Source organism: Sphingopyxis sp. MC1 (assembly GCF_000371385.1).
In the GTDB taxonomy this organism is placed as follows: Bacteria; Pseudomonadota; Alphaproteobacteria; order Sphingomonadales; family Sphingomonadaceae; genus Sphingopyxis; species Sphingopyxis terrae.
Genome location: NZ_AOUN01000006.1, coordinates 310,097 through 335,593 on the forward strand (window position 1 = coordinate 310,097; position 25,497 = coordinate 335,593).

Consider the following 25,497-nt stretch of genomic DNA (forward strand, 5'->3'; position numbering starts at 1 on the left):
TTGATCGGCGCGGCAATGATCGCGCTGACAGCGGCGCCTGTTGCACAGGCGCAGGACGCCGGGATCGACAAGCGCGTCGAGCGATTGGAAAAGGAAATGCGGGCGGTCCAGCGCTCGGTCTTCCCCGGCGGCAGCCCCGCTTTCTTCGAGGGCGAGATCGCGCCCGACAACACGCCCGGCGAACGCGCGAAGGGCAATGCCCCGGTCATCGACCTCACCGCGCGCGTCGATGCGCTCGAAGCCCAGCTTCAGACGCTCACCGGCCAGACCGAGCAGAACAGCTATCAACTACGCGAACTCGAAAAGCAGTTCGCCGCCTATAAGGCCGAAATGGAAAAGCGCCTCGCCGCCCCCGCCATCGGCGGTGAAACCCCGGCAAGTCTGCCGCTTGCATCGGGTTCGGGGGCGACCAAGCCTGCCACGGTGACGCAGGCGTCGACGACTACGACCACCAAAAAGCCCTCAACGACGACGCCCGCCGCGAGCAAACCCGACGCCAACCGGCTCGCGCTCGTCAAGAAGGTCGAAATTCCGGCGACCGGCAACGAAGCCGAAGATGCCTATACCTACGGCTTCCGCCTGTGGGACGCCAAACTCTATCCCGAGGCGCAGGCGCAGCTCAAACAGGTCGTGGCAAAATGGCCGAAGAGCAACCAGGCAAGCTATGCGCAGAACCTGCTCGGGCGCGCCTACCTCGATGAAGGCAAGCCGAGCCTTGCCGCCGTCGCTTTCTATAATAATTACAAGGATCGGCCGAGCGGGCCCCGCGCGCCGCACAGCCTGATGTATATGGGAGTAGCGCTCGACAAGCTCGGGCGCAAAGCCGACGCCTGCAAGGCCTTCCGCGAACTGGATGAGGTCTATGGCGACAAGGCACCGAAGGATGTCCGCGACGATGCTGCCGCCGCAAAAGCAAAAGCAGGCTGTTGAAAGCGACGCCGTCGAGCGGCTCGGCGGCGAACTCGCCACGCTCGTCGGCGCCGACTGGCATCGCCGTGACTATGGCGTCGCCGTATCGGGCGGCCCCGACAGCATGGCGCTGCTCTGGCTGATGGCTTCGCTGCTGCCCGGGCAGGTCCGGGCGGCAACGGTCGATCACGGATTGCGCAGCGGTTCGGCCGAAGAGGCGCGCATGGTCGCAGCTTTCTGCGCGCGTGAACATATTCCCCACGCAACGCTGACGCCGGATAGTCCAATCGCGGGCTCGCTGCAGGCCGCGGCGCGAACGGCGCGCTATGATCTGCTCGACGGCTGGCGCCGCGAACAGGGAATCGACTTCATCGTCACCGCGCACCATGCCGACGATCAGCTCGAAACCATGATCATGCGGCTCAACCGCAGCAGCGGCGTCGGCGGCCTGGCCTCGATCCGCGCCCGCAACGGCCAGGTTTTGCGCCCGCTGCTCGGCTGGCGGCACATGGACCTGACGCGGCTCGCGCTCGACCAGGACATTCCGTTCGTCGACGACCCGTCGAACAGTGACGAGCGCTTCGACCGGGCGCGGCTGCGCCATGCGCTGCGCTATCAGTCCACGATCGACGCCGAAGCCGCCGCGCGCTCGGCGCGCTGGCTCGCCGAAGCCGACGAGGCGCTCGACTGGGCTGTCGACCAGGCGATCACGAGCTGGCCCGAGGTCGACGACACGGCCGTCATCCGCGATCTCGGCTATCCGCCCGAGCTTTTCCGCCGCATCGTCATGCGCCGCCTTTCGCATGCCGACCCGCGACTCGTGCTGCGCGGCGTTACCCTCGACACGGTCATCGCGGCGATGCGCGAGGGCCGGCGCGCAATGGTCGGTAGCCTGTTGATCGACGCCGCGGGCGAGCGCGACGGCTCAATCTGGCGCATTTCCTCGGCGCCGCGGCGGAAAAGCTGAATTTATCGCGCTTGGCGCATTGTCATTTAACCGGATATTCCTATCTTGCAGCCTATAGTCGCGGCTTCTCGCGATGCTGGCGTTGATTGGGATATTTTCCGAATGCAGGACGACAAGGAACCGCAGGGCAACCCCTGGATGAAGAGCGTGATGATCTGGAGCGGCATCCTGCTTGCCATGCTCCTCGTCGCATCGATGTTCGGCGGCGTCTCACAGGGCACCGGTTCGCCGATGGCCTATTCGGAATTCCGTGAGAAGGTTCAGGAAGGCGCCGTGAAGGAAGTCGTCCTCTCCGACGACCGCGTTTCCGGCAAGCTGACCAATGGCGAAAACTTCTCGGCCAATATCGTCCGCGATCCCGAACTGCTCAAGCTGCTCAACGACAATGGCGTCAAATATGACGGCAAGCCGACCGACCAGGGCAATATCTGGGTCTATCTGCTGATCCAGGCGCTGCCCTTCATGCTGATCCTCGGCATCGCCTTCTTCGTCTTCCGCCAGGTCCAGAAGAATAATGGATCGGGCGCGATGGGCTTCGGCAAGAGCCGCGCCAAGATGCTCACCGAGAAGCAGGGCCGCGTGACCTTCGACGATGTCGCCGGCATCGACGAGGCGCGCGAAGAACTGCAGGAAATCGTCGAATTCCTCAAAGATCCGAGCAAATTTTCCAAGCTCGGCGGCCAGATTCCGAAGGGTGCGCTGCTCGTCGGCTCGCCGGGCACCGGCAAGACGTTGCTCGCCCGCGCGATCGCGGGTGAAGCCGGCGTCCCCTTCTTCACCATCTCGGGTTCCGATTTCGTCGAAATGTTTGTCGGCGTGGGCGCGAGCCGCGTGCGCGACATGTTCGAGCAGGCCAAGCGCAATGCGCCGTGTATCGTCTTCATCGACGAAATCGACGCGGTCGGCCGCCATCGCGGTGCCGGCCTCGGCAACGGCAATGACGAGCGCGAACAGACGTTGAACCAGTTGCTCGTCGAAATGGACGGCTTCGAGGCGAACGAGGGCATCATCATCGTCGCCGCGACCAACCGCCCCGACGTGCTCGATCCGGCGCTGCTGCGTCCGGGCCGCTTCGACCGCCAAGTCGTCGTCCCGCGCCCCGACATCGAAGGCCGCCAGAAGATCCTCGAGGTTCACACGCGCAAGAAGCCGCTCGCGCCCGATGTCGACCTGCGCCGCATCGCGCGCGGTACGCCCGGCTTTTCGGGTGCCGACCTCGCCAATCTTGCCAACGAAGCCGCACTGCTCGCGGCCCGCAAGGGCAAGCGCCTGATTGCGTCGAGCGAGTTCGAGGAAGCCAAGGACAAGGTGCTGATGGGCGCCGAACGCCGTTCGATGGTGATGACCGAGGACGAAAAGAAGGCCACCGCCTATCACGAGGCCGGCCACGCGCTCGTGTCGATTCACGTCGAGCATAATGATCCGCTGCACAAGGTGACGATCATCCCGCGCGGCCGCGCGCTTGGGGTCACGTGGAACCTGCCCGAACGCGACCGCTATTCGATGAGCATGAAGCAGATGAAGGCGCGCCTCGCGCTCTGCTTCGGCGGCCGCATCGCCGAGCAGCTCATCTACGGCAAGGATGAGCTCAATACCGGTGCGTCGAACGACATCCAGCAGGCGACCGACATGGCGCGCTCGATGGTCATGGAATATGGCATGTCCGACAAGCTCGGCTGGCTGCGCTACCGCGACAATCAGGACGAGGTCTTCCTCGGCCACAGCGTTTCGCGCGCGCAGAACATGTCGGAAGAAACGGCCAAGCTGATCGACGCCGAAGTTCGCCGCCTCGTCGAGGACGGCGAGAAGACGGCGCGCAAGGTGCTCACCGACCATCTCGACGAGCTGCATCTGCTTGCAGGAGCGCTGCTCGAATATGAGACGCTCTCGGGCGAGGAAGCGCGCCGAGCGATCAAGGGCGAGGACATCGGCCGCGACAGCGACGCGAACAAGCCCGGCGCCCCCATTCAGGGTCACGCCGGCGGCCTGCCGCAGATCAAGCGCAAACCGCGCCCCTTCGGCGACACGCATCCTCAGGGCGCGTGACGACCGTCGATTCAGCCGGTATTCAGGGCGCCGAAGGAATTTCGGCGGCATGATGAACGGCAGGATGCAGCGCATGGGACTGGTTTCGGCGGCTCTGGCCGCCGGGCTGGTTTTGACCGCGGCGTCGCCCGGCGACATGAGCGTCGCGACCTTCCTCCAGCGCGCCGAAGCGTTGCAGCGGCTTGGGCCGCTCGCGCTCGCCATGCCCGAGACGGACCAGCTCAAGGGCGAGGTCATCGCGGCAGGCAAGCGCTATCAGGCGCGGATCGAGGCCGACCGCAAAGCGGGACGCAAATCGGCCAGCTGTCCGCCGAAAAGCGGCACGCTGACCCCCGAGCAATGGCTCGCGCATCTTCGCACCTATCCACCGCAGAGCCGCAGCCGCACAACGATCAACATGGCGTTCGACGGGTTGATGCGGAAACGCTATCCCTGCCCCGCTTGACCAAGCCGATTTCCAACATTCTAAGGACCAGATGATGCGCGGCAGGCTTTTCGCATATATTCTCGCGGCAGGCCTTGGCGCCGCCGGCCCCATGGCCGCCGCGCAGGAAAAGGGCGCGCTGACCTCGACGGTGGAACTCGAGAAGGTGAGCGGCGCCGACAGCGCCAAGCCCGTCAAATCCTACGTCGCCCCGGACGTCGTCGTTCCCGGCGACCGCGTGCGCGTCACGCTGCTGTTCGCCAATCCCGGGCTCAGCCCGGCGACGGGGGTTCGCATCGTCAACCCGATCCCCGCAGGGCTAGTTTTCGACGGCACCGACGACCGCGCCGATTTCAGCGTCTCGGTCGACGGCGGCAAGAGCTTCGGCGATCTTGTGGGACTCACCCTCCCCGGCGCCGATGGGTCGCCGCGCGCGGCGACCGATGCCGACGTGACTCATGTCCGCTGGCTCTGGAGCACCGCCGTACCGGCAGGCGGATCGCGCTCGGTTGCCTTTTTCGGCCGCGTCAAATGATCGACGCACGGGGCGCGGCGCAGGCATGACCATATATTGCGACGAATCGGGCGGCCTCAACGCCGGCGCGATGACTTTTGCCGCTGTGATGCTTACCCCCGAAGCCGCGGCGCAAATCCATGCCCGCTTTCGCGCCGTGACGGGCCTGCGCGGCGAACTCAAGGGCAGCCGTATCAGCCTGACCGAGCGCGCCTATCTCCTCGAACTTTTCGACCGGGCGGGCGGACGCGCCTGGGTGGCCGTCGCCAAACGCGCGCGGCTCCAGCCGCCGGCCAACGGCCAGCCGACAAGCGATCTGGCGCTCTATGCCGCGCTTCTCGATCTCGCGATCGGAAGCTGGCTCCCCGAAACGGGCGGTGTGTGCAGCGACGTGGTGATCGACGACGGCCGCTACGATCCTGTAATTCTCGAAAATGTCCGCGAGGCGATCCAGACCGGGCTCGGCGGCTGGGGCCGCGCGTCGCTCGCCGACAGCCGCCGCTCGGAAGGCGTGCAGATCGCCGATGTCGTCGCGAACAGCCTCTATAATGTCGAGGTCGCGTCACCGCGTGCACGGCGCATCGGCATCATTATCGAACCGATGCTCGCCTCGCGCGCGATCCGCGTCGCCGAACTCACGCAGCTTCCCTGAGCGCGCCGCCAAGGGGGCCCAGAAACGAAAAGGGGCCGCGGTTTCCCGCAGCCCCTTTCGGTAGTGCTTTCGCCGATCTTAGTCGAAATCGGCGCCGCCACCCGCGGGACTGCGCGGCGGCGCAGCGGCGGTGAGGCGAAGCGCCTCGGCCGAGCGGGCGATCGAGCTGATTTCATCGGGCGTATCGTCATCGTCGACGACAACCTTCTGCAGCGATCCGGTGAGCGCGTCCTTGAGGTCGACGGGGCGGATCGTCTGCTCGGCGATCTCGCGCAGCGCGACGACCGGATTCTTGTCGCGATCGCGATCGATGGTCAGCTCCGAGCCACCCGAAATTTCGCGGGCGCGATGCGCCGAAAGCAGCACCAGATCGAAACGGTTGGGAACTTTGTCGACGCAATCTTCGACGGTAACGCGGGCCATCTTGTTTCCTTAGATGAGGAGAGGCCAGCCCGATGGGCATGGCGGCAAGCGCTGCGCGCTAGCAGGCAGCGCCCGATATGTCAACAAAACCGGGGCGCTTGCGGCGCTTCGCGGCTCCTGCTTATGACAGGCGCAGAATGACCGAACCCCCTGCCCCTGCCCGCGACGGATTGCATTGGAGCGCCGATGTGGCGGGGCACCGGATCGAGCTGCTGTTCGACGGCGCCGCGCGGCTCGAACGATTGCTCACCCTGATCAATGGCGCGATCCGCAGCATCGACCTCGTCATGTATATCTTCGAGGGCGACGGCGCGGGGACCGACGTTCTCGAAGCGCTTGCCCGCGCGGCGCGGCGCGGCGTCCGCGTGCGCGCGGTCATCGACAGTTTCGGTTCGTCGAACACGGCCGACAGCATCTTCGTGCCGCTGCGTGATGCGGGCGGCGAAGTGACCTATTTCTCGCGCCGCTGGCGATCGAGCTATCTGATCCGCAACCACCAAAAACTGATCCTGGTCGACGGCGATATCGCGATCACCGGCGGCTTCAACATATCCGACGACTATCTGAGCCCACCGCGCGCCGACTGCTGGTTCGATCTGGGGATGGTCCTGCGCGGGCCGAGCGTCGCGCGCGCCGTCCAGTGGTTCGCGCAAATACGCGACTATGCCGTCCATCATGACGGCAAGCTTCTCATGCTCCGGCGACTGATCCGCGAATGGCCGGTCGAATACGGCGCCGTGACCTGGCTTGTCGGCGGTCCGACGCAGCGCCTCTCACCATGGGCGCGCGCCGTGCGCGCCGATCTCGAGGGGGCACGGCAACTCGACATGGCGATGGCCTATTTCTCGCCGACGCAGGGGATGTTGCGCCGGCTCGGACGCGTCGCGCGCTTCGGGCGCGCGCGTTTCGTCATGGCGAGCAAATCGGACAATGCTGCGACGATCGGCGCCTCGCGTCTGCTCTACGGCTATCTTCTGCGCAAAGGCGGGGCGGTTTGGGAATATCGGCCGTGCAAATTGCACATGAAGCTGATCGTCATCGACGACATCGTCTATATCGGATCGGCCAATTTCGACGTGCGAAGCCTGTTCGTGAATGTCGAGATCATGGTGCGGATCGCGGATGCGGACTTTGCACAGCGCATGCGCGGTTTCGTCGCAGGACTCGAAGAGGATTGCGACGTAATTACCGCCGAAACGCACAAGGCCCGCGCCGGCTGGCTGACCCGGCTGCGCTGGACGCTTGCCTGGTTCGTGGTCGGTGTGGCCGATTATACGGTATCGCGGCGGCTGAATTTCGGGCTCGCCGAACCCGATCCCGAGCTTTGAGGGCTCAGTCTTTCCAGCCCCAGAACAGGAAACAGGGCGGGACATTGACCCATTCGAAGGCGTTGTCGATGCGCTTGAAATGTGCCGCGAGAAAATCGCGGGCGCGGGCGCGGAACTGATAGACGAGGAAGGCCCCGCCCGGGCGTAGCACGCGGTGCGTCGCTGCCGCGATCGCCGGCCCGACGCCTGCCGGGAGCGTCGAAAAGGGCAGACCCGACAGCACATAATCGGCCTTGTCGAAACCGTGCGCCTTGACGATTTCTTCAACGTCTGCCGCGGAGCCATGCACCGCAACGAAGCGGCTGTCGCGGATCTCCTTGCGCAGATAGGCGATGAAATCCTCGTTCGTGTCGATCGCGATCAGCATCGCATCGCCCGCCAGCCGTTCGAGCACCGGGCGGCAAAAGGTGCCGACGCCGGGGCCATATTCGACGAACAGCTTGGTATTCTTCCAGTCGACGGGCCGCAGCATGTGGCGGATCAGCGTCGGTGACGAGGGCACGATCGACCCGACCATGACGGGATGCTTGATGAATCCCTTCACGAACATACCCCAAGGGCCAAAAAATCGCTTCAGCCTCTCGCGGATCCGACGGGACATCGCGATTTTCGATTCTTGGGCCTGCGCCCGCGGATTGGTCATGATGGCTTTCGCGTTGTTGCGGTTCTTGGTGGAGTGGCAAAATCGTGGCGGCGGTGCAAGAAAAGAGTCTGTCTTGACACTGGACAGACGCCCGGCGGCGTGTAGGGAAACAGCCACTTGCGGTAAATGGTTGGAAAACAGGGGGAGGACGAATTGAGCAATATGACGCGCTCGATTCCGGCCGATCGCATGGCCGTCCTCTTCGCCATCATGCTCGTCGCCGCCGCGGGCAATACCGCGATGCAGTCGATTCTTCCCGCCATCGGCGCCAAGCTTCACATCCCCGATGTCTGGGTCAGCCTGGCGTTCAGCTGGTCGGCCTTGCTCTGGGTGCTTACCGCTCCCTATTGGGCGCGCCAGTCGGACAAGCGCGGGCGCAAGGTGCTGATGGCGCGCGGAATCATCGGTTTTTTCCTGTCGATGGCGCTGTGCGGCGTGACCTTGTGGGCCGGGCTCCAGGGCTGGCTCGCCGCGGGCGCGACCTTCATTCTCTTCGCGCTTTTCCGCAGCCTCTACGGCGGCTTCGGCTCGGCCGCGCCGCCCGCGGTCCAGGCCTATGTTGCCGCACGCACCGATCCCGAGGAGCGCACGCAGGCGCTGTCGCTGGTCTCCTCCTCCTTCGGGCTCGGCACGGTGATCGGCCCCGCGGTTGCGCCCTTCTTCATTCTCCCGATCTTCGGCCTTGCGGGGCCGTTGCTCGTCTTTGCCCTGATCGGCCTCACGGTGCTTGTGATGCTGCGCTGGCGGCTTCCCGACGATATGCCGCGCTTCGCGGCACGCGGTGCGATCGCCTCCTATCCGCTCTCTGCAGGACCGGGCGAACCGACCGCCGAGGATGAGAATGAACTCGACCCCGCCGAGCAGGAATCGCTCGGCTGGCGCGACCGGCGCGTGCGCCCCTGGCTGCTCGCGGGATTTTTCGGCGGTCAGGCGCAGGCGATGATGCTCGGCGTCATCGGCTTTCTCATTCTCGACCGGCTGCATCTGCGTCTGAGGCCCGACGAAGGCGCAGCGATTACGGGTATCGTGCTGATGGCCGGCGCCTTTGCGACGCTGCTCTCGCAATGGGGGCTGATCCCGCTGCTCAAGATGACCCCGCGCACCACCGTCCTGTACGGCGCCGCTTTTGGGGGCGTCGGCATCCTCATGACCGGGCTGGCGCAGGATCTGCACGCGATCGTCATCGGTTTCGCCCTCGCCTCGCTCGGCTTCGGACTGTTTCGGCCCGGATTTACCGCCGGCGCCTCGCTCTCGGTCCCGCGCCGCGACCAAGGCAGCGTCGCCGGGATGACGGCGTCGATCAATGGATCGGCCTATATCATCTCGCCCGCCATCGGCGTCCTGCTCTACAATTGGCACCCGATGATCAGCTACGGACTGATGGCCGCTTTTTGCGGCTGGCTCGTCCTCTGGGGCTGGTCCGCCTTACGACAGGACCAGCCCGCAAACTGAGCATTAGCGCTTCGCGTCAGCCCTTCGCATCATCGGCGTGCTTCTGCTCGCGAACGGGTTTCAGCATGCCGGGCGCGAAAAAGCCGATCGGGTCGATGCTCATCGCCTGCTGCTTGATCTCGCCCTGGATTTTTTCATAGTCGCGCTCCATCGCCTCCGTGACCGAAGCGCGGGTATCCTTCAGCGCAGCTTCGAAATCGGCCATGGTGACGAGATCGCTCGCGATCGATCGCTTGAGCGCGGCAAGCCCCGCCCGGCGCACCAGATCCTCCAGATCGGCGCCCGTAAAGCGGTCGCTACGCTCGGCGAGCGTGTCGAGCGACACATCGTCGGCTAGGGGCATTTTGGCGGTATGGATCTCAAGAATCCGCCTCCGTCCCTCGGCATTCGGAACCGAGACATAAATCAGCTCGTCGAGTCGCCCCGGGCGGAGCAGCGCGGGATCGATCAGGTTCGGGCGGTTTGTCGCGCCGATGACGATCACCGATTGCATCTCTTCGATTCCGTCCATCTCGGCTAGGATCGTGTTGACGACGCGCTCGGTCACCTGCGGTTCGCCCGACGTTCCGCTGCCGCGCGCCGGCACCAGACTGTCGAGTTCGTCGATGAAGATGATCGTCGGCGCAACGGCGCGTGCCCGCGCGAACAGCCGGGCGATCTGCTGCTCGCTCTCGCCATACCATTTGGACAGAAGGTCCGACGATTTGATCGCAATGAAATTCGCGTCCGATTCGCGCGCTGCGGCTTTTGCCAGCAAGGTCTTGCCCGTACCGGGCGGACCATAGAGCAGAAAGCCCTTCGCCGCGCGAATACCCAGCCGCCGGAACGCCTCGGGATGTTTGAGCGGCAGTTCGATGCCTTCGATCATCTTGTCGCGCGCCGCGTCGAGCCCTCCGATGTCGCTCCAGCGCGTTTTCGGCGCCTGCACCATCACCTCGCGCATCGCCGACGGTTGGACGCGCTTCAGCGCATTCAGAAAGTCGTCGCGCGTCACGCGCAATTCCGCGAGAACTTCGGGCGGGATCGTTCCTTCCTCAAGGTTCAGCTTGGGCATGATCCGCCGCACCGCCTCGATGGCCGCCTCGCGCGTCAGCGCGGCCATGTCCGCCCCGACAAAACCAAAGGTCGTGCGCGCAAGCTCGCCCAGATCGACGTCGTCACCCAACGGCATGCCGCGCGTATGGATCGCGAGTATCTCGCGGCGCCCGCTTTCATCGGGCACACCGATCACGATCTCGCGGTCGAAGCGGCCAGGACGACGCAGCGCCTCGTCGATCGCGTCGGGGCGGTTCGTTGCCGCAATGACCACCAGATTGGTGCGCGGTTCGAGCCCGTCCATCAGCGTCAGAAGCTGCGCGACGATGCGCTTTTCCGCCTCGCCCGTCACCTGTCCGCGCTTCGGCGCGATCGAATCGATTTCGTCGATGAAGACGATCGACGGCGCGGCCTTGGTCGCGGCCTCGAAAATCTCACGCAGGCGCTTTTCGGACTCGCCATAGGCGCTGCCCATGATCTCCGGCCCGTTGATCAGGAAAAACTGTGCATCACTTTCGTTCGCAACGGCGCGGGCCAGCCGCGTCTTGCCGGTTCCCGGCGGGCCGTGGAGCAGAACGCCGCGCGGCGGATCGACGCCGAGCCGCTGAAACAGTTCGGGATAGCGCAGCGGCAGCTCGACCATCTCGCGCAGCTGATTGATCGTGTCACCAAGCCCCCCCAGATCGTCATAGGTAACGTCGGTGCGCCGCGCGTCCTGCGGCTCCTGATATTCGGACAGCAGTTCGACTTCGGTGCTTTCATCGATGAACACGACGCCCTTCGGATTCGCCGAGACAACAAGCAGGCGCACCTCGGCGAGTGCATAGGCGGGCGCGTTGAGCATCTGGCGCAATTGCGGCGGCATATCGCCTGCGGGAACGCGCTGTTGCCCTGCGGTCGCGACCGTATCGCCGGCGACCAGCGGACGGCCGAAGAAACTGCGCTTGAGCGCATTGGCCGAGCCCTGCAGCCGCAGATTTTCCTGTGCTGGCGCAAAGACTACGCGCGTCGCGGGCCGCATCTCGACCCGGCTCAGATGCACCATATCGCCCGCGCCGGCGCCAGCATTGGCGCGTTGCAAGCCGTCGAGGCGGATTACCTCGATCCCCTCATCCTCGGCATAGGGCGCTACGACACGCGCCGCGGTGTCGCGTTTGCCGCTGATCTGGATGACATCGCCCTCGGTCACGCCGAGTTCGGCCATTGCGGTGCGCGGAATCCGGGCGATCCCCGCGCCGCTTTCTTCTGCGCGCAGTGTCGCCACCTGAAGCTTGACCTGCTTTTCTTTTACCGGTGCGTCGGCCAACGCCAATCTCCCACAAAGAGTTCAGAACGGCAGAGATAGGACGGCAGTTCCCGATTTGCGACCCCTAGGGCCAGGACCCATTAATTCCGCGATCGAGGTTTGAATCGATTTTGCTCAGGTCGAGGAGAAAAGGCGAAGGAATATTCTGATATTTCGAGACTTTTCGACGACGCCATGGGCAAAATCGGTCAAATCCCGCAGGGACGCCGAAATGGCTTCGATCGTGGAATTAATGGGTCCTGACCCCAGCCCGCCGTCCAATCATGCCGCACTGCACAAAAGTCTGGCGCGGGATTGACACGCATGTCATCATCGCCATCGAGACACGATCATGCCACGCCTTCCTCCCCTCAGCAGTATGGAAGCCTTTCTGGAGGTTGCCCGTCACGGCACCGTAAAGGCCGCCGCGAGCGAGCTTGGTCTGTCGATGCCCGCGCTCTCGCGCCGTATCCAAACGCTAGAGCATGCCGTCGGTCGACCGCTGTTCGATCGGCATCACCATGGGCTGCGACTGACCGAGGCAGGGCGCGACCTGCAGGACCAGTTGTCGCCCATCCTCGACGAGCTGCGCAGCGTTATCGGCCAGGTCGGGAGTCCCGACGCGTCGGTAAGGCTGCACCTCAATGTGCTGCCGCTCTTTGCGCAGCAACGCCTGTTCCCGCGCTTGCCCGAACTGCGCCGCGCGCATCCCGAATTGCACATCGACATCGACACGCTGTCGCACGGGGAAGCGCGGCTCGGCGAAGGCATCGACGCCGCGATCGCGCTTGCCCGCGCAATTGATCCGGCGCTTTATGCAGCCAGGCTCGATCAGGACAAAGTGTTCCCGATCGCGGCGCGGGGACTGACCGATGGCGAGCGCCCGATTGCGGTGCCCGAACAGCTGCAGCGCGCGACGATCCTGCTGCACCGCGAAATGCCTGAAACCTTCAACGAATGGCGCAATGCGATCGGCATGCCGTATCTCGAACCGATGGGGACCGATTTCTTCGATTCGGGACCGCTGATGCTAGAGGCTGCAGCACAGGGCATCGGCGTCGCTTTCATGCACGGTCATCATTTCGACGACGCGCAGGATCCGCGGCTGGTGCGCTTGTTCGATTTCGACGTCGACAGCCCTTACAGCTACTGGTTCGTCTGCCGCCCCCGCGCGCTGCGCCAGCCCGCGGTCAAGCTGTTCCACGACTGGCTGCTCGAAGCGAAGATCTAGGTCAGGACGCTAGGTCGGCGGCGACAGGGCTTCGCCGCGCATCTGCGCAGCTATATCCCAAACCGCGATGAACATAGCCGCGATCACCGGCCCGATTACAATGCCGTGAAATCCGAACAATTGCAGCCCGCCCAGTGTCGTGATCAGCACGACATAATCGGGGATGCGCGTCTCGCGCCCCACCAGTATAGGGCGCAGCAGATTGTCGACCATGCCGATGACGAAGAGGCCGCAAAAGACGAGCACTGCTCCCTGCCAGATCGCCCCGCTGAAAAAGAGATAGAGCGCCATCGGCACCCAGACGAGCCCGGTTCCGACCGCCGGTATTAGCGATGCCGCGCCCATCAGCACGCCCCAGAGCAACGGTGCCTCGACCCCCAGCATCCACAGCACCGTCCCGCCGATCATCCCCTGGATGATCGCGACAACGATGCTGCCCTTGATCGTCGCGCGCACCACCACAATGAACCGATCGACGAGCAGGCCAAGCTGGTCGGCGCGCAGCGGCACGGCGGCCGCAACACGGCGCTGCAGCGCATCGCCGTCGCGTAGCAGAAAGAAGGCGAGATAGAGCACGACGCTCAGCTTCACGAGCAGGCCGAAGATGCTCTGTCCGAACAGCAGCGCCTGCCCCAGCACCGCGCGCACGCCGTCGGCCGCGCCCGATCCGAAGACGTCGCGCGCGTCGGCGAGATTCTTGACTCCCAGATTGGCGAGCAGGGTCGTCGCCCAACCGGGTAATCCGGCAAACAAGGTCGTGAAAATGCGCGCAATGTCGATATCGCCCGACTGGATACGCAGATAGACCGTCGTCGCCTCTCCGACCAGCGCCACGCTCAGGATCGCCGCCGGCAGGATGACGATCCCGACGATCAGCAGCAGGGTCAGCAAGGCGGCGCTGTTCCGCCAGCCGGGCATGCGCGCGAGCAAGCGGCGATAGACCGGCGTGAACAGGATCGCCGCGATCACCGCCCAGAGGATGGCCGTCAGAAATGGCCACAGAACGAGCGCAAAAGCGGCCGAGATGGCGATCAGGATGACCAGAAAGGACCAACGCCCGTCCGTGCCCCGCCCTTCACCCTCGCTCGCCATGATCCATTACCCCTGCAGCAATTCCCCTTCTCTAGCGACGACGCAGTCGACCGCATAGGTGGCAATATATGGGACGCCGGATTGCACCGGTCCTCACATACGAGTTCAGGGAGAAATGGTGCTGCTGGAGAGGATTGAACTCGCAGATGCACCCCTAGGAATCGCAGTTTTCTGCCAATTATGGACAACCACTTGCGGGCATTTGTGTAGCAGTCCTGCGGTAGAGCAGCAAGCGTCCACAACTCCCTCACGGTCTCCTTCCTCCTGTTGGGAACTGCAAGACATCCCGTTGTAGCTGGCCAAATGGGCGGTATAGTGTGGCAGGCAGAACAGAAGAGCCGGACGGGGGACGGCCTGCAGAGGGGGAATGATATGATCGATGGAACCGCGATACTTGATCAAATAGCAGGAGCGCTGGAATCGCTTGCTACACAGGTACATGCGAACATTGGCAGGGATGAGCCGTTAAATCAGATCTGGGGTTGGAATATGCCCGCCATCACCCGCGACGAGTTCGCGGCGATTTTTCGTGAGCCTATTCAGCTAATCCATAGTCTCGAAGACAAGAGCGTTGGTGAGGCCGATTTTGACGCCTTAAGCTCGTATCCTTCGCGTATAAGCAATTATGTGGATCAGGTTCTACCGCATGTGGCGGGCGGCAATTCATTCCATGCTTATCTGACAGCCGTGTCTATGATCGACGCGCTTAAAGTGATTATCGATCAGTATACGCCATCCGATAGCGACTGGAAAAAGATTGAAGATAACAATTTAGTCCCCGCCTCCCAGCTCCAAAGACTTAGGCGTCTACAAGCTTCAATAGATAAAGCGACTGGCGATAGCGAAGGCATAGCTGCGAAGATTGAGGAGATTAATTCGGCTCGCGCGATTGCGGAAGCGCTCCCCGCGGACCTTCAGGCTCTTGCAGAAGCCCAAATGGCATATGCGGAGGCGATGAAGGAGATCGAAGGCACGAGGGCTAAGGTGACGGCGGCACTCACCAAGGCTGACGCCGATCAAAAACAGATCGATGAACTCAAACAGCAAGCCGAACAACTGGTAGCAAATACGGAAGCCGCTCAGGCTGCCGCGACCACTCAAGGCCTGGGTGCTGCCTTTGACAAAAGGGCGCGTGATTTGGGTATGTCCACCGCAATCTTGGGCGTGATACTTGCCGTGACGCTAGGGGTTGCGGCATGGCTGTCATCGGGGCGCATTAAGGCGATCCACGAGCTTATCGAAAAGCCGGATGTGTCCCTACAACTTCTTTGGGTCCACGTATTGCTTACAGCTATTAGCGTTGCCGGGCCGGTGTGGTTGGCTTGGATTTTGACCAAGCAGATCGGGCAGCGGTTCCGGCTAGCTGAGGATTACGCGTTCAAGGCATCCGTGGCGAAAGCATTTGAAGGCTATCGGCGTGAAGCCGTCAAGGTCGATCCCGCGTTCGAAAAGAGGTTGTTCAGCTCGATCCTGGATCGGCTCGACGAAGCGCCTCTCCGTCATGTCGAGGAAGAAAATCATGGTAGCCCTTGGGCGGAACTTATCGCAGGCCGCTTAAACAAGGGCAAAAACGGCGCTCAAAGTGACGGTTCACTTCCCGCGAACGGCACGTCTCCGGGGGCATAGCAGCTGCTATCGCCTTATATCGCATGAGAGGGCGCCCCTCATGTGCGCATTGAGAATTATGAGAGCGACGAGGGGAAAGGGCTTGGGAGCAAATATTGAGAAACTCGAACGCCTAGCGCGGCTTCGTGACTCCGGCGCGCTGTCTGTGACAGAGTTCGAAGTGGAGAAGCGCAAGCTGCTTGCAATAGATCCGGCACCTCCGGGCGGCGGGCACCGATGGGCAGTGCTTATCATTGCCGCAGTGCTAGCTGGCGGGGGATATGCGGCGTGGCAGTTGGGAAGCACCCCCGTTCCCCAATCTGCCTCAAAAGCCGCACCAAAGATGGCGATTCCGGTTAATCCCGCACCAGTCGCCGTTCCACTTCCCGACCCTGCGCCCCCGCCCCCACCTCCGAACCCTTGGGTCGGAAGGTACAAAGGGACGTTTGAAGGCGATGCTCGTGGCGAACTTACCATCCGCGAGGGGAGCAGAGGCCGGCTAAAGTTCTCACTCGGCATCGGCGCTTCGCGCTGCACCGGGGGCCTCGAAGCGACGCTAGCGGTCCTGTCCGACACAGAAGGAGTCGTGGCGTTGCCGGAGGACGAGTCTGGCGAGTCATGCCGCATTGCCCTGAAACGCAACGGTAAGACCATCACATTAGGCGAAGAGGGTTGCAGCTACCACCACGGCTTCGAATGCTCATTTTCGGGCGTGGTGCAGCGCTGAGCCTCTAAACGAAAAAAGCAGGGCCAGAAGAGGGTGCGCGCATGCTTACAGACGTACGAGGAGATTCCGGACGCTCGATGCATGCCACTTCCCGCCCCTGCGGGTCTGGATATGGCGGGCGTTGAGTTCGGCGGCGATGGCCGGGAGCGAGGTCGCCCCGCTTGCCATTATCTCCTCCACGGTCCCCTTCAGGTCCGCTGCAAGCCGCTCAGCGTTACCCTTCACCGCTTCCACAGCCGCGCCGTTCCCCTTGCCTGCCCTGCGGAGCGCAGCGGCGCCGTTCGGGTTCCCCAGACGGACCCCACGGGCCTTTGCGGCCTGAAGGGCAACGCGGGTGCGCTCAGCAATCCGCTCGCGCTCGTCCTCATTGATGACGGCGAGCAGGCCGATGGTCAGCCGGTTAACGTCGGGATTGTCGGCGCAGACGAAATCGACACCGCTGTTACGCAGGCTCAGGGTGAACTCCGCGTTGCGGCTCAGCCGGTCGAGCTTCGCGACAACGAGCTTTGCGCCGGTGCGGCGGGCATCCGCAAGCGCGGCCTCCAGCTGCGGGCGATCATTCCGCTTGCCGCTCTCCACCTCGGTATACTCGGTGACGACCTCCCACCCCCGGCCATCGCATAGCGCGTGGACGGCATGGCGCTGGGCGTCCAGCCCGAGGCCTGAGCGGCCCTGCCCTTCGGTCGAAACGCGGTAATAGGCGACAACGCGGCACATGGTGCAGGCTCCTTACAAATCCTCGTAACGTCCGTTAGGCCGTTTTGTAAGGATATGGAATGAGGGGTTCCGCTCAACTCGTCGCGCTGCGGACTCGTCTGGACTCAAATCGCCGGGATGCTCAGGCTAACGGAAACACCTGCCCGCAGATGTGTGTAGATGGTTCAGCCTCAACAACAGGAGGCGATATGAAACCCAAATCTTCACAACAGCGGACGGAACTGCGGGCGCGTATCTCGGCGCTCTTAGAGGGCGACCCTTGGGCGCCGCCCGTTAGCCGTTGCCCTTTCATGCGGGCGCGACAGTGGCTCAGGGCGACCCTCAGAATCTAGCGCGCCCCGAGCAAGCCCGCCGAGCCGCTCTGGCTCATTGAGGGAGAGGAAGTCCCCGCAGGTGCCCTTACGACCACCTAGCGGGGACTTTCCATTTCCTTCAGCGGGACCGGCGCAGCCCGTCCAGTTGCGCGCGGAGCCATTGGTAGGCCCGCTCTCGCGCATCCTTCGGCGCAACGCCGCGCGCAATGTCGCGCTGGGTCCGCTGGATCGCTCGGTCCATCAAGCTGGAGGCTTCGGCCCCGAGGCGCTTAGCACGGGAGGGCGGCATGCCTTTAAGTACAGCGGCCATCCATGCCTTGCGGTCGGAATCGTCCATATACTCCAGCGCGTCCCGCGCCTCGCCGGTCTGTTCGTTGGCATTTTCCATGGCGGATAATGCCGGGGTCATTTCGGCGAGAGCCTTTCGGGCGACCGAAGGGGGCACCTTGGCGAGCCGCTGCAGCATCATGGCGCGGGCCTCTTCGGGCTTCCGCTTCCCGGTGTAGACCGGGGCCATAATCTCCGCTGTCAGGGCGTCTTCTTGTATCGGTTATCGGCATACTGCTGGAAGTCACCGGCAGCGCGGTTGACGAGGCCGAGGGTTTTCATGAGCGCCTCAGCGCCCCCTACGTCGCCCCTGCTGGCTGACCGCATGTCCCCTGAAGGCCGTAGCTCGGGCGCTCGGGTATCCCGGCGCTCGGGGAGGATCGAGGTGCGGCGATCAACGAGACGGTCGCGCCGCTGGTTCGCGGTGCGCGTTTCCGCCCGCGATAGGTCCATTGCCATTTGTGTTTGCTTTCGTAGCCCGTGGCGGGCGGTTGAACTGGTGCGCGCTCGGGGTGCCGGTGCAAAAGGCGCAGGGATGCGGCCCTAGGGGATGCTGCCGGGGTGTTGAGGGCGACCGAAGGGAATAGCGCCAGCGATCCGTCGGCACGGCGCACCCTATGGGGGGAACGCCGGTTCGGTCTGATACGCTATCCCGCTTCGGATTTTTGCGCAGAATCTATCCGCGCCTGTGGTAGCGCCGCTCGACCAGCGCAGTAGTGGCAGCGGCCTTAGGCCACCGCCTTACGCACCCCGATGTAGGAGGTGTTTGAAGGGAATGTAGGAGGGGGTTACCCATGGGTGCCCATGGGAACGGTCAGGGGGTCTTGAGGGTGCCCTTAAGGTATACCTTAAATATCCTGACCGGGGACGGAGGGTTTCCCTTGTCCGATAGTCCTGACTAATTGCACCTACCGCCCGATACCGCTGATTTGCTGAGCCTCAGCGCAGCCAGCTTACTACCATCATCACCGTTCCTGCCGCCGTCGTTACCGACACGAACGCGATTTCCCACCAGCTGATTGGACGCTGGTCGCGAGGGTCAGGCCACAGCCTAGGCACGGCGCGCTAGATGGATGTGATGCCGCATCAATCTGATGCGGCGAGTAATTCGTGATACATGCCACCGCCGACCCACAGGGCGAGGAGTACTAGCAGTGTAGACTTCGCCCCGTCTGCCAAGTCGGCAGGCCCCCACAGCGGAAAAGCGCAAACCGCGTAGAACGCGGCGGTCACGGCAGCGGCTTTGAGACGACGATTCACGGACCCCCCCCCCCCTACTGTGCAGGCGATCATGGGCGATAGGCGGGCCGCCGGTCAACTTCTCGCAATGCGCAGTTGCGCAGCCGGGGTTTCTTTCATCAGTGGTCCTGACTTATTCGTGACCGTCTGGGCGGCTTTTCCGGCCCCTCAGGTCCGCACAGGTGATTTCGGGTAGGGTAGCAGCCCCGCAGGCGCGAACAGCGTTGTGCGCGCGAAAAAGCCACCGCCACGGTGTCATGGTAAGGGCTTGATGGGTACCGCACGGGGCACCGGAAGGCGGTCGCTGAGCCGTTAGCGTCCGGGGCGGCGCTGAAATGGATAGCGCGAATGCGTTAAAGCGGGGTTGGCGGGCTGCTGGTCCAGCACCGCGCCGACGTTCGCGTCCTTCATGACATAGTCGCCGGTGCGGCGGATCGCAGGCAACACCTCGCGGGTGTCCCAGTTCTGGAACTCGACCGCCTCGGCTTTGTCCGAGCGCATGATGAGCTTGTAGAGGCGCTTTCGGAAACAGCCTTCATCCCCCGCCTCGCGCCGAGACCAAAGTTGATCGGATCAACTTCCCGAACTTGGTCGTCTTCGAGGAGCCGGTATGCCCAAGCCTTGCCGTTCGCTGCCCCGTAGAGGATGTGCAGCACATCGGCGCCGCAGAACCAAGGATGGCCGTCCAACTCGACGGTGCGGAGCTTGTGGGTGCGGCGGCAGCCTTCTCGGCGGCGATGAAGTACCGGCGGGTGGCCTTGCCCTTGGGGGTGTTGCCGATCATCGCGATTTCCTTCGCGACGTCGAGGGACAGGAGGTAGTCCTTGCGGGGACGCCCGCCGGTTTTACTGAGATTTGAGTAAAAGTCTGACCCCTCCTCAAATCCGTAGTCGTCCATGATCTTCGCGATCCAGTCATTGAAGCGCGTGGCGATCCCCAGCCAGCCGTGCAGCGCCCTTGCATCGACCTTCTGGTCGTCCGTCAGGGGCAGGAAGGCGGCGGGGGCAAATCACCGTACCTCGAAGCTGGGCAATTGAGTACTATAGGGCGCATTAGCCGCAGCGAGCTTTGAAAGAGAGATCATGGATCGGTACAATCCGACAAAGCGGGTTAGCGCGTCTTGCCCGTGCGCCGCAGCGTCCCCATCAGACAGCGGCAGCGTTATCCGGGGGTATTCGATGTCTGAAACAGTCACGATCTCGTATACCATACACTGCGGTCGTCCCGTTGAACCCATCGGCTGACGATGAGTGAATATGTTCCGGTACTCCGTCAATTGATGTAGCCAAGGGTCTGCGGAGGTCGCGTCGTATGCCGCGAGCATCTCAGCAACGACCGGTTCTGAGCGGAGGTGAGCCTGCTGCGCCTTGTCGAGCCACGCCGCGAAACTGCGCATTGCATCGACTTTTTGAGGCGCACCAAGACGTCCTGCTAACAGCTTGGCAAGATAGTCCCGCGCACTAGCAAGCTCTGAAAGGACAGAATGGAATGCGAGCTGAATATCTCGCATCGGAATGTTGGCGTATCGACGTCCGTGTTGGCAGTTCATCTCTACAGCATGGAGGAGTTGTGCGCGATACCCGTCCGACGCATCGCGCAAACGAATACCCGCCGCGTGGAGGGTGAAAGAAATATATCTTGCAACCCGCGCATAAACTTCATCACCCGCTTTGTCCGCATTACCGGCAATGGCGCCCCACAGGTCAGCAGGCTGCAATGTGCCATCGTGGGCACCGTCAAGGGGAGTCCAAGACCGCGACACTAACGAGCCTTCTAGACCTGATTGCTGATCGCCCCCAAAAAGCAGAAGGCCGACACGTCCGGCGTGCTGATCGATCCGATTTATGGGCAAAGCTTCCAATGCCTGCACGGTTCCGCCAGAAAGCACGGGATGCCAAATCCACCGCCGGTTACCGTCTTCAATAGCGCGTACGCCGCCAGTCAGGTGCAGCTCTACAATGCCCTGCGTAGTGTCCTGTTTGAAGGATTCCTCAGGAATAATATTGTCGGGACTCGCCATAGCGTATTCCTAAGCGACCTCGGTTCGCTTCGTCGAGCCGATTAAGCTCCACTTCGGCGCTGTGCGGCGGTTGCGGAGCAATGCCCCTCCACGGCCCCAAACGGCCCCCTCACGGCGTCATTTTCGATAAAGGTGCGAGAGGTCGAGACCCGGATAGGCCACCCTCCCCAGCGCCTCCGCTTTTTGGCGCGTAGACATACCGTCGCCATAGGACTTGCCGGACCCCGTCTCGGTCCTTCGGGACAGCGCAAGGGCTGTTCTAGGCGCCAGCTCGGCCTCGCGGGTCGCATCTTCGAACGAGTGCCGGAATGAGTGCATACCGAGCCGCTTCCCTTCCAGCCCGAGCGATTGAACATGGTGACTAAACCGCGCGCCGATCTTCCCGCCGACCTCGCGCTTGCCGCCGACATCGGAATCGGGGAATAGCTGCACCGCGCCTGCCTCACGCTGCGCCGCAACAAAAGACAGGAAACCGAGCCTGACTAGCTCGGGATGAATCGGGAGGGTTGCCCGCGCGTCCTTCGTCTTCAACGTCCGCCCACCGTAGGGCCGGACATGCAGGACCGCGAAACCGGATTCCTCGCCAACGTCTTCCACCCGCAGACCGGCAGCCTCGCCGTTTCGGAGACCATGAAAGAGGCATAGCAGCGGCACCCAATAGTCACCCGAAGAGCGCCCATCTTCCGCCCATGGGGACTGCCAAGGCCCCGACCGAAACAGCTTATTGAGCTGAGGCACCTTGAACGGGTCGCGCTTGTCTGCAGCGTCCACCGGATCGTGGACCGAGAGGGACTTGAAGGGGCTGGAGGCTATCCACTGCTCCGTCACCGCCCAGTTGAACACGGCAGCGACGTTGACGAGGTATTTGGAGTTGATCGTCTTCGGGGCAAGAAGAGGGAGACCGAGTGCCCTGCCCCGCTCGACCATCTGCGGCACGGAAAGCCCCGCCAGATCCTTTCGGCGACCAAAGGAAACCGGCAGGCCTTCCAGCACCTTCACCAGCCCCTTGGCCTCCTCGCGGGTGATCGTGCCGACTTCGCGGTCGGCGAACATTTCCCGCAGAACGCGCGAAACCGGCCCGAACGCATTGGCGCTGGCCTTGCTCCAACCCGCCGCCTTATCGGCTTCATAGGCCGTCAGAAGGGCCTCTACGGTCCGCTTAGGGGCCGCTGCGGTCGGTGCCGGAACTGCCGGGGCATCCAATGGCAGCCCCTGCGGCATGTAGTCGGGCGCGCCTTCAAGGCGAGCCACGGCGGCGCGCATCAGCTCGACGAACGCCAGCATAAGACACCGGCGGAGCATATCCATTGCAGGCGAATCTTCAGGGAGTTCCACCCCTGCCCCTCGCGCTGCCGTTCGGGCCGCTGCGGCGACCATGCCGAACTCATTGCGCCCGAGAGCCTCACGGGTGGCCTCAAGGCGCTCGCGGGTGTCCTGAAGGAGCTGCCGCTGCTCCAGCTGACCAATGGGCCGGGTAACAAGGTAGGAGGGAAGCGCGGAGCGATAGAAGTTCGCGGCCATCGCGAGCGCCTGCGCGTCCGATAGTGTGGTCGGCGGCGCCTCCGCAAGTTTCGCACGGGCCTCCGCTATGCGCCTTTCATATTCCGCCGCGATCATCGGGACGCGCGCCTGCGCCGCTCTCTTGTCCTCTTCCCCTGTCGACTTGATGAACTCGCCGGGGAGGATTCTCGCCACGTCGGACGGGTACCGCTTCCGAAACTGCCACTTCGACGAACGCTTATTACGGCTCAGCGCATAGGTCATTTCCATGCCTTCCATGTAGCATATTTGTGTAGCAGTGGAAGGCCAAGAAGGGCGGAAATCAGGGATTTCTAGGGGTAGAATGGTGCTGCTGGAGAGGATTGAACTCTCGACCTCACCCTTACCAAGGGTGCGCTCTACCACTGAGCTACAGCAGCATCCGGGCCCATCGCGGCGTCACGCTCGCTGGGCAGGCGCGGCCTATGGCGGGGCGGCCCGCGCCTGTCAAGGTGCGAGGCTTGACCTTTTGCCGAATTCCCGGGCATGGACGCGGCAATGTCCAAGACGCCTTCCCCCGCCGATATCGAGCGCGAACGCCGCCTTGCGGAAGCGCTGCGCGCGAACCTGCGCAAGCGCAAGGCGCAGACGCGCGAAGCCCAGACGCAAGTCGAAAAGTCCGATGACGCACTTAAAGACTGACCGTCACCGTTACCGCGTCGCCTTCCGCCAAGCCCTCTGCCTTGCGCACAGCCGCTTTGACCGGCAGCAGCCAGCCGCCGCTTTCGTTGTGCGGGAAGACCGAGGTGTTCCAACAGGTATCGCCAACGGTCGCGCGGACCTTTGCCGACCCGAATCCCTTGCGGCCGTCGAGCCACTGTCCGCCGATCGCTGCGAAGCGGATCCCGTCTGCCGCCTCACCCGCGATGGTCAGGAAAAACCAGGCTGCGGGCGCGGTCGCCGACTGCCAGCGCCAGAGCGGCGTCGTGACGGTGAAATCTTCCACGCGCGCCTATTTCGCCGCGATGGGCCGGATCGGCACGGGGATATTGCAGATATCGGCGCCGCCCGCAGGGCGGATGAAGAAGGGATCACGCCGGTTCGCGCGGGCGTCGGCATAGTTAGTGAAGGCATCGCTGTCGGTCGACAGATATTCGAAGCGCGGCTGGTCCGCCGCCGGCAAGTCGCTGGCAAGCCTGATCGAGCGGATCCCGACGCGCTCGGCTTCATCCTCGTAGAAACCCAGCGGTCCAGTGCCACGCGGCAGGCTGGACAGATATTCGATCCCGCTGATCACGCGGCCGACGAGCGCGATATTGCGGTCGAGGTGGCGCGGCGCGTGGCCGATGACGGCATAAAGCTCCGCGCCCGAACCGGTATCGGGCGACATGTTACGGCCGACGCCCACCATGCCATAGCAATGGATGGGCCATTCGCTCTGATGATCATAGGCGACAGGCCAGCCTGCGACAAAACCGGTGAATTCTGCGTAGGCATCGCCGCGCGGTCGGTGCGGGGACGGCGCGAAGGCCGGACTACGGGTTTCATGAGCCACCAAAATATGGGGCGGTACGGAATATTCACTCTCCGGTACCGTTACCAAACCCTCGGGCAAAGGCTTCTTCTCGGTCGCGTCCCCCCACTGCGCGACATAATTATCCTGCACTCGGTTGACGCTGGTGCCGTCCCACCAGTGAGCGGCGGCGAGCTTGCGGATATTGCCGATCCAGCCCTGGCTGAACGGCGCGGGCATCAGCTGGATGACCACGCGGCGCGCCTTGCCCTTGGCGTCGGGCGCAAGGTCCATCACGAGCAGATCCGACGTCGGGATCGCAACCCAGTCCTTCGCGGGCGCCGCGGCCGCAATCTCGCCCGGCGACGGCACCTCAGTCGCTTCCTGGGCTTGAACGGGAATGGCGAGCGATGCCGCAGCCGCGGCGAGCAAAAGATATTTCATGCCGCCTGTCTGCCATGGCCATGCGACTTGCGAAAGCCCCGCCAAGCGATTAGGGCGCGCCTTCCAGTGCAAGATGCGGAGCGGTGGCCGAGTGGTCGAAGGCGCTCGCCTGGAAAGTGAGTATACGTCAAAAGCGTATCGAGGGTTCGAATCCCTCCCGCTCCGCCAAGTCTTTGATTTAATTAGTTTTTATGCGCCGTTACGGCCAAAAACTTCAGCTGCTCCTGCCAAGATAACGGCAATTTTGGATGCCGCAACAAGTCGGGTCCCAGATGGTCTGGTAGCGTCCCTGCGAAAATAGCTTCCACAACGGCGGGAGCGAGGAAGTTCAGACGCACCATCCGAGAAACCCAGGAAGGGTTGAGTCCCTCTCGCCGCGCAATGTCGGCAATACGGATGTCCCCGCTTTTGAGCTCGGACCACCATTCGCGAGCCTTCACAATATGGCGCGCCAATTCGAGATTTGGCTTCGCCCGGTTGGGCGAACGCCCATTTTGTTGAACCAACCGGACCGCTTTGCCTGTCCGCATTGTCCTCGCCGCCGCTTTCAATGCGATCGTGTCATCATGGGGGACACCTGCGATCGCCAGGCCATTTAGGAGCGCCGACACATCGAGTTGAACCTCAACGTATGATGAGCCGATGATCACTTTTCGAATGAGAGACCTGACCGTGAAATAGTCACGCTGATCGACCGCGGCTAGCATGGCTTGCGCTCTGGGCTCGAGGCCCGCGATATCGGACGGGCGCAGTTCGACGTCCGCCTTGAAAAGCAGAGCGAACGGATCCTGAAGTTCTTTGCAAATTAGTTGAGAGACCGCCGCGTCCAGCTCTCCGTTGGGAATTCGCATCGGATTCCCTGGCACGCCCGCATCCGAAGCCTGATCAACCACGTAGTAGCGATACCGCTTTCGTCCCTTGCAGGCATGATTCGACTTGAAGCGCCTGCCGTCATCGGTCTCAACCAACCCGGCGAGCAATATCGCGTTCGGTCGCTTGGTCGCGTGATAACCCTGCCGGTTCGTTCGTAGCAAATGATGCGCGGCGTTCCATAGCTCAGCCCCGACAATTGCGTCGTGCTGACCCTCGTACAACTTCTCATTGGAGTGGG

At 63.1% G+C, this 25,497-nt stretch carries 22 protein-coding genes, 2 tRNA genes and 2 pseudogenes; 12 read left to right on the forward strand and 14 right to left on the reverse strand.

Translation table 11 applies throughout. The annotated features are described in order from the left end of the window. Positions 1-15: 15 nt before the first annotated feature. The 6 genes from EBMC1_RS10560 (at position 16) to EBMC1_RS10585 (ending at position 5,512) form a co-directional block, all read left to right on the forward strand. Entirely contained in the window at positions 16-930 is a 915-nt protein-coding gene (locus tag EBMC1_RS10560) for a tetratricopeptide repeat protein (protein WP_051066407.1), read from the forward strand. After that, complete coding sequence (tilS, locus tag EBMC1_RS10565; RefSeq protein WP_003044822.1) at positions 884-1,876, forward strand: tRNA lysidine(34) synthetase TilS; 993 nt, start codon at positions 884-886, stop codon at positions 1,874-1,876. The genes EBMC1_RS10560 and tilS overlap by 47 nt, the downstream gene beginning before the upstream one ends. 102 nt (positions 1,877-1,978) lie before the next feature. After that, complete coding sequence (ftsH, locus tag EBMC1_RS10570) at positions 1,979-3,922, forward strand: ATP-dependent zinc metalloprotease FtsH (RefSeq protein ID WP_003044825.1); 1,944 nt, start codon at positions 1,979-1,981, stop codon at positions 3,920-3,922. A gap of 49 nt (positions 3,923-3,971) precedes the next feature. Next, complete coding sequence (locus EBMC1_RS10575; protein ID WP_003044827.1) at positions 3,972-4,367, forward strand: hypothetical protein; 396 nt, start codon at positions 3,972-3,974, stop codon at positions 4,365-4,367. Between the two features lie 31 nt (positions 4,368-4,398). After that, on the forward strand, positions 4,399-4,881 hold the full coding sequence (locus tag EBMC1_RS10580) for a hypothetical protein (RefSeq protein WP_003044830.1): 483 nt from the start codon (positions 4,399-4,401) through the stop codon (positions 4,879-4,881). A gap of 25 nt (positions 4,882-4,906) precedes the next feature. Continuing rightward, the gene (locus EBMC1_RS10585) at positions 4,907-5,512 is read left to right on the forward strand and encodes a DUF3800 domain-containing protein (protein ID WP_003044833.1); all 606 of its coding nucleotides are present in this window, start codon (positions 4,907-4,909) and stop codon (positions 5,510-5,512) included. Between the two features lie 78 nt (positions 5,513-5,590). Here EBMC1_RS10585 and rpoZ read toward each other — a convergent pair whose 3' ends face one another. Beyond that, positions 5,591-5,935: a DNA-directed RNA polymerase subunit omega gene (gene rpoZ, locus EBMC1_RS10590; RefSeq protein ID WP_003044837.1), complete on the reverse strand. Its 345-nt coding sequence runs from the start codon at positions 5,933-5,935 to the stop codon at positions 5,591-5,593. A 137-nt stretch (positions 5,936-6,072) separates the two neighbouring features. Here rpoZ and EBMC1_RS10595 point away from each other — a divergent pair, with 137 nt between their 5' ends. Next, positions 6,073-7,263 (forward strand): phospholipase D-like domain-containing protein, encoded by a 1,191-nt coding sequence (locus EBMC1_RS10595; protein WP_003044840.1) that lies wholly within the window; start codon positions 6,073-6,075, stop codon positions 7,261-7,263. A gap of 4 nt (positions 7,264-7,267) precedes the next feature. Here EBMC1_RS10595 and EBMC1_RS10600 read toward each other — a convergent pair whose 3' ends face one another. Then, positions 7,268-7,864, reverse strand: a complete 597-nt coding sequence (locus EBMC1_RS10600; protein ID WP_051066408.1) for a class I SAM-dependent methyltransferase — start codon at positions 7,862-7,864, stop codon at positions 7,268-7,270. A gap of 204 nt (positions 7,865-8,068) precedes the next feature. Here EBMC1_RS10600 and EBMC1_RS10605 point away from each other — a divergent pair, with 204 nt between their 5' ends. Next, positions 8,069-9,358 carry an MFS transporter gene (locus EBMC1_RS10605; protein ID WP_231292898.1) on the forward strand — a complete coding sequence of 430 codons (1,290 nt, stop codon included), beginning with the start codon at positions 8,069-8,071 and terminating at the stop codon, positions 9,356-9,358. Between the two features lie 16 nt (positions 9,359-9,374). On the opposite strand, the gene EBMC1_RS10610 is transcribed toward EBMC1_RS10605, so the two are convergent. Further along, complete coding sequence (locus tag EBMC1_RS10610; protein WP_409371971.1) at positions 9,375-11,705, reverse strand: CDC48 family AAA ATPase; 2,331 nt, start codon at positions 11,703-11,705, stop codon at positions 9,375-9,377. A gap of 325 nt (positions 11,706-12,030) precedes the next feature. Between EBMC1_RS10610 and EBMC1_RS10615 the strand changes: the two genes are divergently transcribed. Next, entirely contained in the window at positions 12,031-12,909 is an 879-nt protein-coding gene (locus EBMC1_RS10615) for a LysR substrate-binding domain-containing protein (protein WP_040590058.1), read from the forward strand. A gap of 9 nt (positions 12,910-12,918) precedes the next feature. Here EBMC1_RS10615 and EBMC1_RS10620 read toward each other — a convergent pair whose 3' ends face one another. Beyond that, positions 12,919-14,001: an AI-2E family transporter gene (locus tag EBMC1_RS10620; RefSeq protein WP_003044853.1), complete on the reverse strand. Its 1,083-nt coding sequence runs from the start codon at positions 13,999-14,001 to the stop codon at positions 12,919-12,921. Between the two features lie 372 nt (positions 14,002-14,373). Here EBMC1_RS10620 and EBMC1_RS17845 point away from each other — a divergent pair, with 372 nt between their 5' ends. Further along, complete coding sequence (locus EBMC1_RS17845) at positions 14,374-15,627, forward strand: hypothetical protein (RefSeq protein WP_156001139.1); 1,254 nt, start codon at positions 14,374-14,376, stop codon at positions 15,625-15,627. Positions 15,628-16,378: 751 nt separating this feature from the next. Here EBMC1_RS17845 and EBMC1_RS10630 read toward each other — a convergent pair. The 7 genes and pseudogenes from EBMC1_RS10630 to EBMC1_RS10670 form a co-directional block, all read right to left on the reverse strand. Further along, a complete protein-coding gene (locus tag EBMC1_RS10630) occupies positions 16,379-17,050 on the reverse strand; it encodes a recombinase family protein (protein ID WP_003044860.1) in 672 nt (223 codons plus the stop codon). Positions 17,051-17,482: 432 nt separating this feature from the next. Further along, positions 17,483-17,881: a hypothetical protein gene (locus EBMC1_RS10635; protein ID WP_003044862.1), complete on the reverse strand. Its 399-nt coding sequence runs from the start codon at positions 17,879-17,881 to the stop codon at positions 17,483-17,485. A gap of 1,361 nt (positions 17,882-19,242) precedes the next feature. Continuing rightward, positions 19,243-19,440 (reverse strand): annotated as a pseudogene (locus EBMC1_RS10650) (hypothetical protein); the annotation flags it as partial. Between the two features lie 25 nt (positions 19,441-19,465). Beyond that, positions 19,466-19,921, reverse strand: coding sequence for an antA/AntB antirepressor family protein (locus EBMC1_RS17850; RefSeq protein WP_081611187.1), 456 nt, complete (start codon positions 19,919-19,921; stop codon positions 19,466-19,468). Between the two features lie 18 nt (positions 19,922-19,939). Continuing rightward, positions 19,940-20,950: a hypothetical protein gene (locus EBMC1_RS18655; protein WP_196795409.1), complete on the reverse strand. Its 1,011-nt coding sequence runs from the start codon at positions 20,948-20,950 to the stop codon at positions 19,940-19,942. 117 nt (positions 20,951-21,067) lie between these two features. Continuing rightward, a complete protein-coding gene (locus EBMC1_RS10665) occupies positions 21,068-22,714 on the reverse strand; it encodes a site-specific integrase (protein ID WP_156001141.1) in 1,647 nt (548 codons plus the stop codon). Between the two features lie 80 nt (positions 22,715-22,794). After that, positions 22,795-22,869: transfer RNA gene (locus EBMC1_RS10670), tRNA-Thr, on the reverse strand. A gap of 118 nt (positions 22,870-22,987) precedes the next feature. On the opposite strand from EBMC1_RS10670, the gene EBMC1_RS18660 reads away from it, so the two are divergent. Further along, complete coding sequence (locus tag EBMC1_RS18660) at positions 22,988-23,131, forward strand: hypothetical protein (RefSeq protein WP_162928223.1); 144 nt, start codon at positions 22,988-22,990, stop codon at positions 23,129-23,131. On the opposite strand, the gene EBMC1_RS10675 is transcribed toward EBMC1_RS18660, so the two are convergent. Continuing rightward, on the reverse strand, positions 23,121-23,435 hold the full coding sequence (locus tag EBMC1_RS10675; protein WP_003044881.1) for a DUF1905 domain-containing protein: 315 nt from the start codon (positions 23,433-23,435) through the stop codon (positions 23,121-23,123). The genes EBMC1_RS18660 and EBMC1_RS10675 overlap by 11 nt on opposite strands. A 6-nt stretch (positions 23,436-23,441) precedes the next feature. Beyond that, positions 23,442-24,386, reverse strand: coding sequence for a peptidylprolyl isomerase (locus tag EBMC1_RS10680; RefSeq protein ID WP_003044883.1), 945 nt, complete (start codon positions 24,384-24,386; stop codon positions 23,442-23,444). Between the two features lie 77 nt (positions 24,387-24,463). Between EBMC1_RS10680 and EBMC1_RS10685 the strand changes: the two genes are divergently transcribed. Continuing rightward, positions 24,464-24,554: transfer RNA gene (locus EBMC1_RS10685), tRNA-Ser, on the forward strand. 14 nt (positions 24,555-24,568) lie between these two features. Here the strand turns inward: EBMC1_RS10685 and EBMC1_RS18665 are convergent. Further along, a pseudogene (locus tag EBMC1_RS18665) lies at positions 24,569-25,497 on the reverse strand (hypothetical protein); the annotation flags it as partial.

Bases quoted from the DNA above. Each gene is read 5' to 3' on its own strand.
- EBMC1_RS10560 (WP_051066407.1), top strand. From the start codon at position 16: ATGATCGCGCTGACAGCGGCGCCTGTTGCACAGGCGCAGGACGCCGGG.
- tilS (WP_003044822.1), top strand. From the start codon at position 884: ATGTCCGCGACGATGCTGCCGCCGCAAAAGCAAAAGCAGGCTGTTGAA.
- ftsH (WP_003044825.1), top strand. From the start codon at position 1,979: ATGCAGGACGACAAGGAACCGCAGGGCAACCCCTGGATGAAGAGCGTG.
- EBMC1_RS10575 (WP_003044827.1), top strand. From the start codon at position 3,972: ATGATGAACGGCAGGATGCAGCGCATGGGACTGGTTTCGGCGGCTCTG.
- EBMC1_RS10580 (WP_003044830.1), top strand. From the start codon at position 4,399: ATGATGCGCGGCAGGCTTTTCGCATATATTCTCGCGGCAGGCCTTGGC.
- EBMC1_RS10585 (WP_003044833.1), top strand. From the start codon at position 4,907: ATGACCATATATTGCGACGAATCGGGCGGCCTCAACGCCGGCGCGATG.
- rpoZ (WP_003044837.1), bottom strand. From the start codon at position 5,935: ATGGCCCGCGTTACCGTCGAAGATTGCGTCGACAAAGTTCCCAACCGT.
- EBMC1_RS10595 (WP_003044840.1), top strand. From the start codon at position 6,073: ATGACCGAACCCCCTGCCCCTGCCCGCGACGGATTGCATTGGAGCGCC.
- EBMC1_RS10600 (WP_051066408.1), bottom strand. From the start codon at position 7,864: ATGTCCCGTCGGATCCGCGAGAGGCTGAAGCGATTTTTTGGCCCTTGG.
- EBMC1_RS10605 (WP_231292898.1), top strand. From the start codon at position 8,069: ATGACGCGCTCGATTCCGGCCGATCGCATGGCCGTCCTCTTCGCCATC.
- EBMC1_RS10615 (WP_040590058.1), top strand. From the start codon at position 12,031: ATGCCACGCCTTCCTCCCCTCAGCAGTATGGAAGCCTTTCTGGAGGTT.
- EBMC1_RS10620 (WP_003044853.1), bottom strand. From the start codon at position 14,001: ATGGCGAGCGAGGGTGAAGGGCGGGGCACGGACGGGCGTTGGTCCTTT.
- EBMC1_RS17845 (WP_156001139.1), top strand. From the start codon at position 14,374: ATGATCGATGGAACCGCGATACTTGATCAAATAGCAGGAGCGCTGGAA.
- EBMC1_RS10630 (WP_003044860.1), bottom strand. From the start codon at position 17,050: ATGTGCCGCGTTGTCGCCTATTACCGCGTTTCGACCGAAGGGCAGGGC.
- EBMC1_RS10635 (WP_003044862.1), bottom strand. From the start codon at position 17,881: ATGGCCCCGGTCTACACCGGGAAGCGGAAGCCCGAAGAGGCCCGCGCC.
- EBMC1_RS18655 (WP_196795409.1), bottom strand. From the start codon at position 20,950: ATGGCGAGTCCCGACAATATTATTCCTGAGGAATCCTTCAAACAGGAC.
- EBMC1_RS10665 (WP_156001141.1), bottom strand. From the start codon at position 22,714: ATGACCTATGCGCTGAGCCGTAATAAGCGTTCGTCGAAGTGGCAGTTT.
- EBMC1_RS18660 (WP_162928223.1), top strand. From the start codon at position 22,988: ATGTCCAAGACGCCTTCCCCCGCCGATATCGAGCGCGAACGCCGCCTT.
- EBMC1_RS10680 (WP_003044883.1), bottom strand. From the start codon at position 24,386: ATGAAATATCTTTTGCTCGCCGCGGCTGCGGCATCGCTCGCCATTCCC.